The sequence below is a fragment of the Methylocucumis oryzae genome, from assembly GCF_000963695.1.
GTDB classification, from domain to species: Bacteria; Pseudomonadota; Gammaproteobacteria; order Methylococcales; family Methylomonadaceae; genus Methylovulum; species Methylovulum oryzae.
This window is the reverse complement of record NZ_LAJX01000074.1, coordinates 1-15,160: the sequence shown is the minus strand read 5'-3', so window position 1 is coordinate 15,160 and position 15,160 is coordinate 1. Positions and strand designations below refer to the sequence as shown.

Below are 15,160 nucleotides of genomic sequence, written 5' to 3'. Positions count from 1 at the left end.
AGGCGGCCATACAAATTCTTGCATTTGTTCTTCAATTTCTTTTGAATAGGGTTCAATCATTTTCGGGCTTGGAAAGACTTATTTTGGGCTAAATTTATCTCAGCAATCGCATTATTGTCGAAATTAATTTATGCTCATTCCTTAGCGCGTATGTGTTATGGCAATCAAATCAAGTACACTTGGTCGTGTTGAGTTAAGCGGCAAAGATGCTTTACGGTTCGTTCAACAAATCCACGAAGCGCAACCAAACCTGTTAGCTTTAGCAGCTACTGAAACGCAATACCTGATTCCGATTACTACATCCTTAAACTTGAAGCATCCGATAGTGTTCAGAACTTTAAGACCCGAAACTCGTTGTTTTTACCACTAAAAACCTTCTTGCAAAAACAAGCTAAGCTATTTCAACAATCTAGCATTGCTCAAGCCTATGTTGCTGTGATGGATGACAAAACCATTATTGGCTTTATTACTTTAAAGCTGTAGCGATATTGACTTACAAAATAGTTATGAATTAATGGATTGCAGCCACGCCAACCATTACAAGTTTTACCTACCGCAAAAATTGTTCGACTGATAGTTGATAACCGTTACCGTGGCTTTTGTATTTGTTCGACGTTGGTCGGTTATGCTATTGCTTTGATACGAGACGGCTGGAATATCATGTACCATAATCCCTGAGCAACATCAAAACTTTATTGACCATCATGACCCTTAAACAGGCTTAGGCCGTAAAAAATCCATTGCCACCCAACCGTCGATAGCACCATCACCTTCTAAATCTACCGCTGCCCAGGTATCTTTTTCCCGGATAACAGACACCTCGGTATCTTTAGGCAGTACTTTTAAAATCTCAAATTGGCTGCCTGCCCCAGCACGCAATCTTAATCCGTCCCGTGCCGTTACGATAAATAACGCTCTAACATCATCAGCTTCTACCCTTTGCGGCATATCGGTGCTGGTCAAGAACGGGTCATCGCTATCGGTTTTTAACCATAGCTCACCTTCTGCTGCGCGTCGCCGCACTAAGCCAGGCAATGACACTTTTTTTACCGGTTTTAGGATCGGTGGCTTTCACCCATTTAGCCAATTCACTGGGTACGCAATCGTAATCCCCGGTATTTAACCGTTTTAACAAGGTGCTACTGGTTAAAACTGCCTATGCCTGCATTAAAGACGAAACTAGCTAATGCGGCATATTGACAATCGTTAAGCGTTACTTTGACGCATTTTTCAACTTGTGCACCCGATTCTGCCAAGTCTTCGGCTAATAATTGATTCGCTTCATCTTCAGAAATGGTTACGCCTGACTTAACGCCCTTGGTATGTCCATAACCAATTGTCCAGACACCTGCAGGACAGCGATAAGCATTTAAACGCAATCCTTCAAACTGTTTAACTAACTCCAAGCCCTCTTCATTAATTTGCCTTGCCATTGTGATACCTCTCTGTAAGCTACATGGATATGGTGAATGCAGAAAACGCCGGGAGCGATTTTCTGCAAGCCCTAATTAACCAACGCCATTGGCTGTTGGTTTGTTGTTATTAACTACCGAAGTAATGCCCGTCTCTTTAGCTTGTGGTTTGATAGAGGCTCTAAAATTCATGAATTTATTCAGAATATCAAACCAAAATGGGGCGCCTAGCGATGTTGCTAATGCGGTCATTAACAAGCCAAGAATTTTTTCAGCCCAACCCATTCCACTACGCGGATAAACTCTTAAGTCATGACAGTTCTGCCAACCTATCGGAAGACCTAACTGGTTTAGTTCAGCTAATTGGGCCATTTGTTGTTGATATTGACACTGTTCAGACAACGTACTTTTACACTCATCTACAGGATAGGCCTTGACATAGTGTTCCGCTACCCCTGCGATTTCACCACGAATTTTATCGTTAACCATCAACGCTTTGGTGACAGCCAGCGTATCAACATTACCCACTGTCGTTAAAACTACTGCCACCATAAACGCAATTTTTTGTGCATGTTTTTTATACCATCCGCTGATACGCTCGCCCATTGCCGAATACCAATCTTCAATATTGGCAAGCACTTTATCCATATCATTGCCCGCAGCAGTGATTAATAAGTGTAAGGATTTTTTGGCAGGTTCAGGCAAGGTCTTAGATTTATTAAGGCTATCTATTAGGGAAGTAGCGCTCATAGGCTGGTCATCGAGAAGTTGCCCTACCAATGCTAAAGCAAAGGTTTTAGGCGCTAAATATGAAGGTAGGTTTTTCGGCAACTTACGCCACTCAGGTTTTTGAGCGGATTGACCGCCCTTTTTGTTGAGTGGTGTTAAGCTATCTGAATACAAACCAAAAATTAATGGGTGTTGATAAAAATCCGCCAGAAATTGAACCGTTTTGCCACTTTGATCGCCTCCAAATAGCTCGTATAAACCTTGATAAAGCTTTTTACCCCGAAAACGCAAACACCAGGTTTCTAGTGCTTCAGTCAATGCCGAACACATTAAGCCCATTAACAAATAAACAAAAACCACACCGATAGCGACATCCATAACGGCAGATACATTAGTGCTCATAACAACCTCCAAAAGAAATGTTCGCTATGTAAAGAAGTTAACGACTGGAAATTTATATGTTTGTTAACGTGTTAAACAATTTTTTAACGATAATATAATACAGAAATACTGTTAGTGAACTATTTGCTAGTATTAATAATTAGCCGACTAAGTTAAAATAAACGGCTATTTTTAGCGGCGCTCTGTACACCACATTCAAACCAACACCAACTTTTGACATTATCGTCATAACCTGCGATTGTTTACGTCTTCATAATCGCGAATAACACTCGGGTTATTAAACGCTTTGGTTTACCCCCGACTCTCACCACCCACTGACATGAGGTGAGCACTATGCCTGTGTTTAAACTCTTTATTATTTTAGCTTGGGCGTTATGCACTGCCTTAGTCAGCCCGGCTGTGTTAGCAAAAACACAAACCTATTACAGCTTGCCTGCCAAATACCTGCCCGATAACCCTAAGCAACACCCTAGAATTTACCTTAAAAATCGGCTTAACGGCTTACGCCAGTTGTATTATGCGACGCCTCAAACCGAAGCGGTGAAAGCCTTTAAACACGATATTGATAAGCTGCTGTCTTACCATACAGCCTGTGAGGATTGGCGCTGCGACAATGGTTGGCCTGCGGCTGCACTGGCATTGCATTGGTTGATTACGGGTAATAAGGCGTCGGGACAAAAAGCCTGTGATGTTTATCTGCCTTATTTCAGCGGCCAATCAGCTAATAACCAGCGAACAGACTTATATTATGCATTAGCCTATGACTGGCTTTATCACCATCCATGTTTCACCGGTGCGGTTAAAGCTAATTTGCGCAAAAAACTGATTGCCTGGTCTAACGACACAGCGGCTGCCGATGAAGCAGGCAGTTGGATTGCGCATGATACTGACCGAAATATTGCCGCAACCTCAGGCCATTTTCTCGGCGGGTTAGCCATTTTAGGTGAAGATAAAAGCAACGGTTTAAAACTACTCAAGCGCGGTTGGACGGGCTGGAAATATGGCTTAAATACGCTATCGCTGCCTGATTTCCCGGTTAGCGAATTTTTTTAGCAGCTCGCTAGAAACTGGCATTCCGTTACCAGGTTGGGATTATGGCATGATGAGCGATGTACACATGGCGCAAAACCTATTCTATGTTCTCGATGAATTAGGCATTATCAACAGCGAATTTGCTGAATTAAAACCGTGGTGGGCCAATTCGTTACACTTTTTTTATGCATTCAGTCGACCCCGCTAATACGCATTATCACTGGCTAGGCGATCAACAAAATTCTTTGGTTTTAGCGGAAGGGGGTGGCAAATACATTTGGAGTTATTTGTCTATGTGTGTGTTTTTGGCCGATCACTATGGTTATAAAAAACAAGCGGCAATGGGGCGTGCGTTTTTAGACCAACTGCGCAAACCTTCTTACGGCGTTTCAGAAGGCGATACGATGTTATGGTTTATGGCTTCTTGGCCTAAAAAAGCACAACGTTTAGATTTTAAGACCCAAGCTAAACGCTATGTCGTTGCCGGAATAGGACCTAAGCAACACATGGGTATGGGATTATTTCGGTCTGACTGGTTTGCTAAACCGCCTTATGCCGATTCGGAAAAAGTCACATGGGGCGGATTTTATGGCATAGGCTCTTATACCGCTGACCACATGCATAATAGCGCCGGTTCATTTTGGTTATGGCGTAATGGCGATTATTTACTCACCGAACCGTTAAATTATGGCGGTAATGAAGCAGCTATTTACCCTTTTACGTTATGGAATTCCTTATCTATCCCTAACGAAGCCGTGCCTAATAACAATGAAGCCTATGACAATGGCGGTCCCATTGTTTATTTCAACCAACAATCAGCGTATTTAGAATTAGGTAGAGCTGATGATAAGCAAAAACTGCTGTATACCCGGTTAAATGCTGACCATAGTTATAACGTACCGGAAAATATTTGGGCGGAATGTTCAGGCACATGCCGCCAACCAGTCAAAAAATATACCCGCAGTTTTGTTTATGATGGCAAAACTGAATTGGTGTTTTTAGTTGACCGGGTTGATTTAGCCCGCACCAGACCGGTTGGTTTACGTTTTAGGACGCAGAATCCGACGGTGTTATCAACACAACTCGCTAACGATAGGGTCAGCGTACCTAGCGAGCAAGGCACCCATCAAACCTTAATCCGCGTATTAACCCCGCAAACAACCGATGCCTGGACCATCGCGCCCGAACCTTGGGCTAACTCTGTGGATAATTGGCAAATCCAAACCTTGATGATAGGCTCGCAAGTGCAGAAATCGTTTGCAACGGCATTACAACACCGAATTATTACGCTGCTACAGCCCACCCAAGCCAATTCTGCCAGTACGGCATTAAACAATGCCGCGTTGATTAGCTCAGCAAAAGCGCTGGGCGCATGTGCATCAAGGTTTTGCTTTATCGCTCATCAGCAAAATGCAGCAATTTACTCACAACTCAGTTACAACACACCGACATCAACACTAGCGCAAGCTCGGCATTTAGTCGCTGATTTAGCACCGGGCTGTTATTCGGTTTCCGGTTCAGTCAGCGGTGTGTTAGCAACCAACCAAGCGGTAAATGCCAGCGATCATAGCCTGCTATTCACCGTACCGGAAGGTGGCGCACAAACACTTTCAATCACTCAAACGGGAAACACTACCCCATCATGCAATAACTAAAACCATAAACCGTGTCACGGTCATTAACTATTAATGAGGAGGAAATATGAATCAAGACTATTGGTCTGTCATCAAAGGTTTTTTACAACAACACTCACCTACATGCATTCGTTGTGTCAGAACCTGCTGCGATAAAGCGCAAATCGCCGATTTTTTAGCGCCGTTATTATTACGTCTGTATTTAGCGCCTGTGCTATGGATGGCTGGCTCACAAAAACTAGCTAATTTTACCGATACGGCAGAATGGTTTGGTAGTAGCTTAGGTTTCCCTATGCCTTATTTAATGGTGTTCTTAGTCGGGGTTTTAGAAACCTTTGGTGCGATATTTTTACTTGTCGGCTTTGCGACACGCTTGTTCACTATACCCTTAATGGCCATTATGGCTGTCGCTGCCTATTCGGTACACTGGCATAACGGCTGGCTAGCCATTGCCACCGGCAGCGGCATCTTTACTACTGAACGCACGCTAGGTGCTATCGAACGACTAGACCGCGCAAAAGAAATTTTACAAAACAACGGCGATTACGCCTGGTTAACCGAAAACGGTAGTTTTGTTGTGTTAAACAACGGGATAGAATTTGCCGCGACCTATTTCATTATGCTGCTAGTGTTGTTTTTCATCGGCAGCGGTCGCTGGGTAAGCGTGGATTATTGGTTGAAGCAGAGGTTTTTTAAAGACTAATAGCAACAGCGTCATTCTGGCAGTCTATGCTGGAATGTGACGACTAAAAAAACTACATTTACTTATATTATGACGACTATAAATAATACGGCCGGGGCATCGGCAGCCGAAATGATGGACAATTTGCGTAGCGAAGCGGCAGAATTGCGCAATTTTACAATTACATTTCTATCGTTACTGTTGTATGTGTGGCTGATCGTTGTTGCAACCGACCATGAACAAATTTTACGCAATACGCCGGTTAAGCTTCCGCTGTTAGATGTAGATATACCCTTGCTAGGCTTTTACGGGTTTATGCCACCATTTTTGTTTTTCATACACCTATACATCTTGATACAGCATTATTTATTTTCGCAGTATGCGTTCCAGTTTGAAAAAACATTAAAACGAGAACGCATTTCGGTACAAAAAGATTTGCGCCACCGTTTAGGCGATTTACCATTTTTACATTGGTTGTTAGGCCAGCATAAAGGCCTAATGCAATTGCTAATGACTTTAATCAGCATTGTATCGCTAATAGTTATTACACCGCTAATGTTTTGGCTCATGCAAGTTCGGTTCTTACCGTATCACGATGAGGGCATTGTTCTATGTCAGGAGATTTTTTTAACCCTGGACGTTATGGTATTGGCTTATGTGTGGCCAAAAACCTTACACCGAGATGATAAGAATCTCGCTTGGTGGTTACTCAAAACTAATCAACGATATGCGCACCGCAAAGAATGGTTTTATCTCAAATGCCTTTATCTAAGAGGAAGGATTGAGCTTAGCCCAGTAGCTTGGTCATGGCATTATTTAATACGCATTGTCAGCGTGCTAACAACACTAGTTCTGCAATACGTTGCCATACGCAGAAATCCATTGTGTAAAATTTTACAAGGGGTAAGTCGAGTCTTTTTTGGTTTATGGTTAATCATGCTGTGCTTTTTGAGCTGGCTAGTATCAGTACCGCCAGACTCATCGCAAGAACAATGGTGGTTAGCAAAGGTGTTTTTATTTGAAAACAAAGCAACAGAACTTGGTCTTAAAATTGAGCCTATTAATAATCAACCTAAGTATTGGTTGCTTGAAAGCGTAACTTATAATTCACAGTCTCGTTGGCTGTTTAAACCTACTACATGGTTACATGAGAAAATTGTCACTGATAAGAAACTGGAAGAAATTGTTAAAAACCATGACCCAGCTAGAGTTTTTGAAGTCACATGTCCAATAGCTAAGGAACAACATGGCAAATCAAAAAAACCACTAGCAGAACAAGGTTCAGACCCAAAATGTTATGAAGTTGACGCTCCTCTTCCACGCAACTTAATATTACGCGAAAAAGTATTGACTGCCGATGCCAACTTAAAACCAGAGTTAGCGGCAGCTTTACAATCAGAACAAATAGTAAGTGAAAAAATACTCAATAAAATTAATCCCATAGATTTGCAGAGCAGAAATTTTGACTACTCCGACTTCTCGAATAGCACTATTCCTGGGGCAAATATGCAAAGAGCATCAATGAGGTACGCAAATTTTCACGAAGCGCGTTTGAATAGAGTTCAAATGACGATGGCAGTGATTAATAATGCAGTTTTAGATTCTGCAAAGCTGCACAATGCTAATTTGTCGAGAACAAGTCTTCATAATGCAGATTTATCTAGAGCAGAGCTTGACAATACAAATCTGACTTTCGCAGAACTTCATGGAGCATTTATTCTTGCAACAAACCTTAACGGCGGTGATTTATCAGGAACAGAATTTAACGGCGCGTATTTATATAAAGCGATATTTAAGAATACAGAACTGCATGGGGCGAGTTTTCATGGTGCAGACTTAACTAATACAGAGTTTCATGGCGCAAATTTTGACTAATGCAAAGTTTTATGGATCAGATCTAACTAAGGCAAAGCTTGAGAAAGTAACTTTGGCTTCTACAGATTTCTCCGGAGCAATAATGACAGAATTACAATTAAAAACAACTGACAAATATATTTTAGATAAGCCTTGCATAATAAATAAAAATATTAAGTTGATAACCCAAAGTATGATATACACAGAGACAGAAGAAGTAGAAGCAACTTGTGCAAATTGGAGCTCAACAAAACAAGATCAAAAAAAATCTATTTTTACTTTTTGGGTTAATCTAGCCTGTCAAGATCGCACCGAACAACATGCGGTTGCCGATAAAATTACTTCTAGAGTTTTTAATAACAACTTCTGGCCAGAACGAATTGGAGTTTGGCAAGGACTAGCCACTAGCCTAGAGCAAGCTTTACAAAAGCCTGAAGAGTGTAAGGGCTTAGCCGCATTACCGGAAGACTCAAAAACTAAAATCAAAGCTATCGCAAAAGAAGAGACTAAAATTCATCAAAAACTCTAACAACGACCAACCATAATGCAAGGTAAGTTATGCAATCCCTTCCATTAATCGTTGTTTAACGGACATGGACTCAATAACCGAAAGTAAATACAACAAGTCGTTGTGTTGTAACTTCTCATTAGTTGCAGGTAGCTTATAAATCAAAGACTTACATGGCTAAAAATCTTTTAAAACTGATAATGAACGTTATTTTTAACACCAATGCGTCGTAAGTTATTGATTTATTGTTCACGGGAGATTAAAAATACGATTTTTCTTGAAATTTCACAATTATAAGTCATTGAAAAATAAGCTTACCTGTGACTAATGAGAAGTTACGTTGTGTTTATCCTTCAACATAACGCATATCCTTCATAGCCCTATGCAATACAATCGGGTTAGCCCATTTTTTTAGCATCACATCCAATGGATTATCCACGACTTGTTCTAAACATTGCTTAAACCGCAAAGCGGTTTCTAACGACACATCATCTTCAATAAACAAATCAATATCATGGCCGGATTCATTGCGCGCAAATGAACCAAAAACCCCTAAGCGAGAAAAGGCGAACTGCTCTAACAGTTTTTGTTGTTTCAGCACCGTCTGCAAATCTTCTACACACACCAATCGTTGTCTTGAGTTCATTGTCGGATAAGTCAAAATAGAAAAGCCGATAAAATCCTATTACATCAACTATCCAAGCAACCCCTGCGCAACCTTCACCACATCCTCAGCCTTAATCTGATTAATCGAAAAATCCTGTTTATTGAGTTTAAATGGATTCACTTCGGACGGCGATTTTAATACTTTATTAATAGCGGTTTGATACACGCGGCTGACAGGCGTGGGACCGAATAAGGTGATAGATGGAATATTCATAGCCCAGGCCATGTGGGTTGGGCCGGTGTCATTGCCTATGACTAAATCCACTGAAGCTATTAACGCTTTTAACGCGTTTAAACTAAGCTTGGGTAATACGCGAATAGCTGGCGATTGCTTAGCCATAGCCTCAGCACTGGCTTTTTCGTCAGCGTTACCCCATAACACTAAGCTATTTTGTTTAAGCTGGTTAGCAACACTAATAAAGTGTTCGGCAGGATAATTGCGGCTAGGCCAGGTTGAGCCAATGACGAATAACACATTTTTTTGTGTTGCGCTTAGCCAAGGTTCTAGCTCTATCTCTGGCGTGTGATAAAACAAAAAGGCTTGTTTATTGTGAATTTGCTCCGGCGTAATCGAAAAACCTAAAGGTTCAGATACTACCTTGGCATTACGGTCTATGGTGTTGGCATCATAAGGATAAGCGATTTTACGCTGATAAAGCCAAGCCGCTGCACGCTCACGTATTGAATCAGCGTTAAAACCCGCCACTGGCGCACCCAGTAAACGCGCGCAAATCGCTGATTTCAATAAGCCTTGTGCGTCAATCACTAAATCGTAGTGATGTTGACGATATGTCTTAAGCTTTTGTAATTGTTGATTAAACCCGCGCCAGTCGTGTTTTAATGCTTTTATGTCTAGGGTTAATACCTGATGAATATCAGGATGGTCAGCTAACAGTTCAGCGTATCGGCTTTCGACTAACCAATCGATTTGGCAATCTGGATACTTAGCCTTAATAAACTGCAAGCCAATCATGCTATGCACTAAATCGCCTAAGGCCGATAATCTAACAATGGCTATTTTCATGAGGGTAATAGAGTTAGGATTTGCTCAGGTTTAATGCCGGTTAAGCACTCTAAATAACGACTATCGTCTTTAGCATACAACGGACAAACGCGCTTAAAACACGGTGCGCAGCTTAAGTGCAATGAAATAACCTGTGCTTTATCTGATAACGGCGGCGTGAATTTAGGACTGGATGAGCCAAACAGTGCAAGCAGCGGTTTATCCAACGCGGCGGCAACATGCATTAAGCCGGAATCGTTGCTGACTACGCTATCCGCTAACGCTAACAGCGCAACGGCCTCAGCTAAATCGGTGCGCCCGGTAAAATCGTGGCACACCGCGCCAGATGCTTGGTTAATCGCCTCGGCAATAGGCTTATCTTTAGCTGAACCAAATAAACCCACCTGCCAACCTTGTGCGTGTTTTACTTGAGCAACTTGAGCAAAATACTTGCTAGGCCATTGTTTAGCAGGGCCATATTCAGCCCCCGGACATAACGCAAGTAATTTTGTTTGAGTATCGACAGCAAATTTTGCCGCGACGGTTTGCTTCACTTCAGTGCTTACGACTAAATGCGGCTTAGGAAAATCTGGCGTGTTTGTGATGGGGCCGGTTGAGCTTAACGCGGCAAAACGTTGTACCGTCATAGGTAACAACGTTTTTATCTAAGCGTCGATAATCGTTAAGCAAGCCATAACGCCATTCGCCAACAAAGCCGGTGCGTAACGGAATATTAGCAAACCAGGGAATCAACGCCGATTTCCACGAATTCGGCAACACTATAGATTGCGTATAGTGTTTTTGTTGCAACTGACGGCCTAGACGATAACGCTGAATTAAACCCAACTGACCATGCGTAACCGGCATAGCAATACCGCTCTGGATTTCTGGCATGTAATTTAACAACGGTAACGTCCACGCCGGTGCTAACACATCTATCATGGCGTCAGGCGTTGCTTGTTTAATTAGCTTAAACAAGCTTTGCGCCATAACCATATCGCCTACCCAAGACGGGCCGACGATGAGTATGCGTTTAGCCAAGATACGTCAACCAATCGCTATGACTATCTAAGCGGCCATTAACCGCATCAAAATACAATGTTTGTAACTTATGCGTCACTTCGCCACGGCTACCGCTGCCAATTTTGCGATTATCTAATTCACGTATAGGCGTCACTTCTGCCGCAGAACCGGTAAAAAATGCTTCATCAGCAACATAAATCTCATCGCGGGTAATGCGTTTTTCAATCACATCAAAACCTTGTTCACGCGCCAACGTGATAACGCTATCGCGGGTAATGCCTTCTAACGCCGATGTGGTTTCCGGTGTGTAAATCTTGCCATTACGAACAATAAATAAATTTTCCGCACTGCCTTCAGCGGCAAAGCCTTCGTGATCGAGCATCAACGCTTCATCGTAGCCCGTCGCTAAAGCTTCTTGTAACGCCAAAATAGAATTAATGTAATTGCCGTTAGCCTTGGCTTTACACATAGTGCTGTTATGGTGGTTACGCGTATAAGACGAAGTACGGATGCGTATGCCTTTTTCTATGCTGTCCGCGCCTAAATATGCACCCCAAGGCCACGCCGCAACCATGACGTGAACTTTTAAATTATCGGCTCTAAGTCCCATGCCTTCTGAACCGTAAAAACACATGCTACGAATATAAGCACTATCTAAACTGTTCTTGCGCAAAACCTCGCATTGAGCCGCATTAACCTCGTCTTTAGTAAACGGCATAGGCATATTCATGATATGCGCCGAACGGAATAATCGGTCGGTGTGTTCTTGCATACGGAACACGGCCGTACCATTTTTGGCATGATAAGCGCGGATACCTTCAAATACGCCTAAACCATAATGCAGCGTATGGGTTAACACATGGACTTTAGCATCGCGCCATGCAAGCCATTGCCCATCTAGCCATATAAATCCGTCTCTATCGTCCATTGTCATTGTGTCATCTCCACGCCATATAAAATTATTAATAAAAACTACTCATTCCATTAGCTGTTGCCATAATGCCACGACTGCCGTGCTTAATTCGGTTACGCTTAACGCATCAACCAGCGTTTTACCGCCTTGTAACACGAGCTTATGTCCGTTATCTCGGTAACGGCAATAAGCAGTTTGCAATACGCTTGTTGCCTCTGTTGTTAAAAAACCGACTTGGTTTAACCGGCTTAATAACCGCATAGTATCGGTATACTCAGTAAGCTCAGGATAGCGAGCCGACAACGCTAAAACGCCGAATTGTACTATAAACTCAATATCGGCAATACCGCCTTTACTGTGTTTTAAATCGAATTGACCGGTTTCTTTCGTTGCTAACGCCTCGCGCATTTTTTCGCGCATAGTACGCACATCGGTTTTTAACGTCTCGTAATCGCGCGTTAAGCTTAAAATTCTATGTCGAATCTGCGTAAACGCTTGAGCTAATACAGGGTCACCGGCAATAAACCGGCCGCGCACTAAGGCTTGATGCTCCCAAGTCCAGGCTTGTTCACGTTGGTAGTGTTCGTAGGTATCCACATGCGCGACTAATAAACCCGAATCACCGCTTGGGCGTAAGCGCATATCGACTTCGTATAACACACCCGATAATAAGTTAGTATCGAGGATATGGCGTACTTTTTGGCCTAAGCGCCCATAAAATTGCCCGCACGGTATGGGTTTGTCGCCATTGGTTAACGCTAAGCCATTATCACAACGATACAAAAACACTAAATCCAAGTCCGAAGCATAACCTAGCTCTATGCCGCCTAACTTACCAAAGCCAATCACAGCAAAGCCAATAGCGTTATCGTCAGTATTCGGTGGATAACCATGTTTACTCACTAAGAGCTGCCAGCTTCTTGCGACGACTTCGTTCACTACGGTTTCAGCGATATAGGTTAAATAATCGCTCACCACCATTAGCGGAATCACGCCGATAATATCCGCTGCGGCAACCCGCAACACTTGCACTTGTTTAAACTCGCGCAACACCGTCATTAAAACGCTCTAAATCATCGTAAGTTTCGCCGCTTAATTGCAAGCTTAACGCACTTTGCAAGGCCGGTTTTGTTAAAGGCTCATATAAGCTACGACTGTCTAGCAATTCATCTAACAAAATGGGGCTACGCGCCAGTAAATCACACAACCAAGGACTGGCCGAGGTCAAGCGTAATAACTGCGTTAACGCATCAGGTCTTTCGACTAACAACGATAAATAAACCGTACGTCCAGCTATCGCTTCTAATAAGCCCAAGACCCGTGCTAGCGTTTCATCAGGGTCGTTAACAGCGCTTAACGCGGTCAATAATTTGGGTAATAATTTATCTAAAACAATCGCGCCTTTAGTGCTTAAAACGTTTAATCTTAGGTGATTGTTTAAACGCATTTAACAGCCCAAGGCTAGCCTCAGCATGAGCAAAACCTAATGCCTGTAATTTTTCGCCTAATTCGCCCTCACCTATCGCCTCTAATCTAACCGACGTTTCATCACTGCTTGATTCAGGGGTTAACGAAAATACATCGGCGAAAATACTATGAACATGACGTCTAATGTGTTCTAACGTGGAGCTAAACGCCTGCCAATCTTCATACCCCATAGACAACGCTAACACATGCCGAGTCGCGTCAGTATTCGGTAAATCATGGGTTTGTTTATCTTGATATTGCTGAATATGGTTTTCCGCTCTACGCAAAAAGCCATACGCTTCAGTTAATTGCTTAACATCGGTCGCGCTCAGCAAGTTCAACTCACCTAAGTTGCTTAATATTGTCAAAATGCTTCTATGCTGTAAGCGCTTTTCCTTACCACCGCGTATTAATTGAAACGCTTGCCCGATAAATTCAATCTCGCGAATGCCGCCTGGCCCTAATTTAATATTGTCTAATCGGTCTTTGCGTTGTAATTCCTGGGTAATCTGCGCTTTTAACAAGCGTAATTCTTCAAAACGTGCCATAATCCAAATACCGCCTATACACAAACGCATGTAACATCGCCATTAACTGAGCACCCGTTTTGACGTCGCCAGCCACTTGTCTAGCTTTAATCATGGCATAGCGTTCCCATTCGCGCGCTTGCGTTAGATAATAATGCTCCATGCCATCGAAACTCATGACTAACGCACCACTCTCACCAAACGGTCTTAATCTTAAATCGGTGCGGAACACAAAGCCTTCGCTAGTCGTATCGCTGAGCACTTTCACCAAACTTTGACCTACTTTAGTAAAAAACTCACCGTAACTCGTGCCTTTACGGTCAGTTAACACGCCGTCTTCGGCATACGCCAAAATCAAGTCAATATCTGAAGAAAAATTCAGCTCATACGCGCCTAACTTACCCATGCCTAACACAATGAGCTGTTGTGCGCTACCATCGCTAAGTAGCGGTGTACCGCGTTTAGCTGTAGCCTGCTGATAGACATAATCTAACGCCGTTTGAATACACGCCTCAGCTAATAACGATAAGTCCATTAATGTTTCTGGCAACTCAGCCCACCCGGCTAAATCGCGCCAAGCAATTCTGACCATTTCACGGTTACGCAACAACCTGAGTTCGTGCATTAACTCTTCTTCTGATTGAATAGTGAGCTTAGAACAACGCGTTAAATACGTTGAAGCATCGTATTGCCTGAGCAAGTCCTGCGACGCAACCAGGTCTAACAAAACCTCTGGCTTACGCAAGCAATACTCAGCCACAAATTGACTGTATTGCCAAACCAGAGGCAAGCTAGTCTGGATAGTGTCAGGAAAATCAACAACTAAATTAAGCTCGGCCAAGCGTTGCTGCCAAGCGAATAATAAAGCATCGGAATTTAAAGAGTCTATGGTCATAGCGGCTAACAAGGCAATGCAAAAGCGTAACGATAGCCTGAAACAGCACTATCGGCTAGTCAATTTATGATGAAACCAACGTAGGCTATGGTGTGCCCAACCAGATAGACAATCAACACCACTGAGTACGGACCACAAAGCAATACAACTAGTATCATTGGCTACCAACTTAAACGGGACAATACCAAGCCAGTACAGGTTGTTTAGAGTGAAGGTGTCGGCAGCAGGGATGCTGCCGCCAAGCCTACAGGGTAAGCGCTCAACCAAACCACCTGTTCTAATAAATTCAGAACCGTTATTCTCAAAATTTTTGAAGAGGATAATGCATGACCTTAACCGCGCATTGGATACATCACCTGAACACTTGGCAAAGCAGCGGAATGACGCAAGCGGCGTATTGCGACAGCATCGGC

The 15,160-nt window shown here is 42.9% G+C and carries 21 protein-coding genes; 8 read left to right on the top strand and 13 right to left on the bottom strand.

The window, feature by feature from the left end; translation table 11 throughout:
* Positions 1–354: 354 nt before the first annotated feature.
* Complete coding sequence (locus VZ94_RS30455) at positions 355–483, top strand: hypothetical protein (RefSeq protein WP_275575176.1); 129 nt, start codon at positions 355–357, stop codon at positions 481–483.
* A gap of 228 nt (positions 484–711) precedes the next feature.
* Here the strand turns inward: VZ94_RS30455 and VZ94_RS28480 are convergent, their stop codons facing one another.
* The 4 genes from VZ94_RS28480 to VZ94_RS08135 all read right to left on the bottom strand — a co-directional run bounded on the left by VZ94_RS28480 (position 712) and on the right by VZ94_RS08135 (position 2,543).
* The gene (locus VZ94_RS28480) at positions 712–1,041 is read right to left on the bottom strand and encodes an SH3 domain-containing protein (RefSeq protein WP_239649755.1); all 330 of its coding nucleotides are present in this window, start codon (positions 1,039–1,041) and stop codon (positions 712–714) included.
* Positions 998–1,135, bottom strand: coding sequence for a hypothetical protein (locus VZ94_RS33190; RefSeq protein ID WP_439097717.1), 138 nt, complete (start codon positions 1,133–1,135; stop codon positions 998–1,000). Before VZ94_RS33190 ends, VZ94_RS28480 begins: the two co-directional genes overlap by 44 nt.
* A 4-nt stretch (positions 1,136–1,139) precedes the next feature.
* On the bottom strand, positions 1,140–1,433 hold the full coding sequence (locus VZ94_RS28475) for a lysozyme (RefSeq protein ID WP_239649754.1): 294 nt from the start codon (positions 1,431–1,433) through the stop codon (positions 1,140–1,142).
* A 75-nt stretch (positions 1,434–1,508) separates the two neighbouring features.
* Complete coding sequence (locus VZ94_RS08135; RefSeq protein ID WP_052700324.1) at positions 1,509–2,543, bottom strand: hypothetical protein; 1,035 nt, start codon at positions 2,541–2,543, stop codon at positions 1,509–1,511.
* A 333-nt stretch (positions 2,544–2,876) separates the two neighbouring features.
* Between VZ94_RS08135 and VZ94_RS08130 the strand changes: the two genes are divergently transcribed.
* From VZ94_RS08130 to VZ94_RS08110, 6 genes are all read left to right on the top strand, one after another.
* Positions 2,877–3,596 (top strand): hypothetical protein, encoded by a 720-nt coding sequence (locus VZ94_RS08130; protein WP_045778845.1) that lies wholly within the window; start codon positions 2,877–2,879, stop codon positions 3,594–3,596.
* 46 nt (positions 3,597–3,642) lie between these two features.
* Positions 3,643–3,783 carry a hypothetical protein gene (locus VZ94_RS25850; protein ID WP_157844881.1) on the top strand — a complete coding sequence of 47 codons (141 nt, stop codon included), beginning with the start codon at positions 3,643–3,645 and terminating at the stop codon, positions 3,781–3,783.
* Positions 3,761–5,230 (top strand): hypothetical protein, encoded by a 1,470-nt coding sequence (locus VZ94_RS08125; protein ID WP_045778844.1) that lies wholly within the window; start codon positions 3,761–3,763, stop codon positions 5,228–5,230. Before VZ94_RS25850 ends, VZ94_RS08125 begins: the two co-directional genes overlap by 23 nt.
* Before the next feature lie 46 nt (positions 5,231–5,276).
* Positions 5,277–5,912, top strand: a complete 636-nt coding sequence (locus VZ94_RS08120) for an HvfX family Cu-binding RiPP maturation protein (RefSeq protein ID WP_045778843.1) — start codon at positions 5,277–5,279, stop codon at positions 5,910–5,912.
* A 111-nt stretch (positions 5,913–6,023) separates the two neighbouring features.
* Positions 6,024–7,766: a pentapeptide repeat-containing protein gene (locus tag VZ94_RS08115; RefSeq protein ID WP_157844880.1), complete on the top strand. Its 1,743-nt coding sequence runs from the start codon at positions 6,024–6,026 to the stop codon at positions 7,764–7,766.
* Positions 7,759–8,274 carry a pentapeptide repeat-containing protein gene (locus VZ94_RS08110; protein WP_204369082.1) on the top strand — a complete coding sequence of 172 codons (516 nt, stop codon included), beginning with the start codon at positions 7,759–7,761 and terminating at the stop codon, positions 8,272–8,274. The genes VZ94_RS08115 and VZ94_RS08110 overlap by 8 nt, the downstream gene beginning before the upstream one ends.
* Before the next feature lie 325 nt (positions 8,275–8,599).
* On the opposite strand, the gene VZ94_RS08105 is transcribed toward VZ94_RS08110, so the two are convergent.
* The 9 genes from VZ94_RS08105 to VZ94_RS31840 are packed head-to-tail and all read right to left on the bottom strand — an operon-like array spanning position 8,600 to position 14,747.
* A complete protein-coding gene (locus tag VZ94_RS08105) occupies positions 8,600–8,914 on the bottom strand; it encodes a nucleotidyltransferase family protein (protein WP_157844879.1) in 315 nt (104 codons plus the stop codon).
* Between the two features lie 33 nt (positions 8,915–8,947).
* Positions 8,948–9,943 carry a lipopolysaccharide heptosyltransferase I gene (waaC, locus tag VZ94_RS08100; protein WP_045778839.1) on the bottom strand — a complete coding sequence of 332 codons (996 nt, stop codon included), beginning with the start codon at positions 9,941–9,943 and terminating at the stop codon, positions 8,948–8,950.
* Positions 9,940–10,569, bottom strand: coding sequence for a lipopolysaccharide heptosyltransferase II (waaF, locus tag VZ94_RS30450; protein ID WP_275575175.1), 630 nt, complete (start codon positions 10,567–10,569; stop codon positions 9,940–9,942). The genes waaC and waaF (VZ94_RS30450) overlap by 4 nt, the downstream gene beginning before the upstream one ends.
* Positions 10,502–10,963, bottom strand: a complete 462-nt coding sequence (gene waaF / locus VZ94_RS30445) for a lipopolysaccharide heptosyltransferase II (RefSeq protein WP_275575174.1) — start codon at positions 10,961–10,963, stop codon at positions 10,502–10,504. Before waaF (VZ94_RS30445) ends, waaF (VZ94_RS30450) begins: the two co-directional genes overlap by 68 nt.
* Positions 10,956–11,879, bottom strand: a complete 924-nt coding sequence (locus VZ94_RS08090) for a branched-chain amino acid transaminase (RefSeq protein WP_045778838.1) — start codon at positions 11,877–11,879, stop codon at positions 10,956–10,958. The genes waaF (VZ94_RS30445) and VZ94_RS08090 overlap by 8 nt, the downstream gene beginning before the upstream one ends.
* Positions 11,880–11,921: 42 nt before the next feature.
* Positions 11,922–12,917 (bottom strand): [protein-PII] uridylyltransferase family protein, encoded by a 996-nt coding sequence (locus VZ94_RS31855; RefSeq protein WP_338040310.1) that lies wholly within the window; start codon positions 12,915–12,917, stop codon positions 11,922–11,924.
* Positions 12,895–13,305, bottom strand: coding sequence for a hypothetical protein (locus VZ94_RS31850; RefSeq protein WP_338040309.1), 411 nt, complete (start codon positions 13,303–13,305; stop codon positions 12,895–12,897). The genes VZ94_RS31855 and VZ94_RS31850 overlap by 23 nt, the downstream gene beginning before the upstream one ends.
* Positions 13,262–13,873, bottom strand: a complete 612-nt coding sequence (locus tag VZ94_RS31845; RefSeq protein WP_338040308.1) for a [protein-PII] uridylyltransferase family protein — start codon at positions 13,871–13,873, stop codon at positions 13,262–13,264. Before VZ94_RS31845 ends, VZ94_RS31850 begins: the two co-directional genes overlap by 44 nt.
* Positions 13,860–14,747 (bottom strand): GlnE family protein, encoded by an 888-nt coding sequence (locus VZ94_RS31840; RefSeq protein WP_338040307.1) that lies wholly within the window; start codon positions 14,745–14,747, stop codon positions 13,860–13,862. The genes VZ94_RS31845 and VZ94_RS31840 overlap by 14 nt, the downstream gene beginning before the upstream one ends.
* 326 nt (positions 14,748–15,073) lie before the next feature.
* Between VZ94_RS31840 and tnpA the strand changes: the two genes are divergently transcribed.
* Positions 15,074–15,160 (top strand): IS66 family insertion sequence element accessory protein TnpA (gene tnpA / locus VZ94_RS33185; protein ID WP_439097718.1); only part of this gene is annotated, 87 nt, incomplete at its 3' end.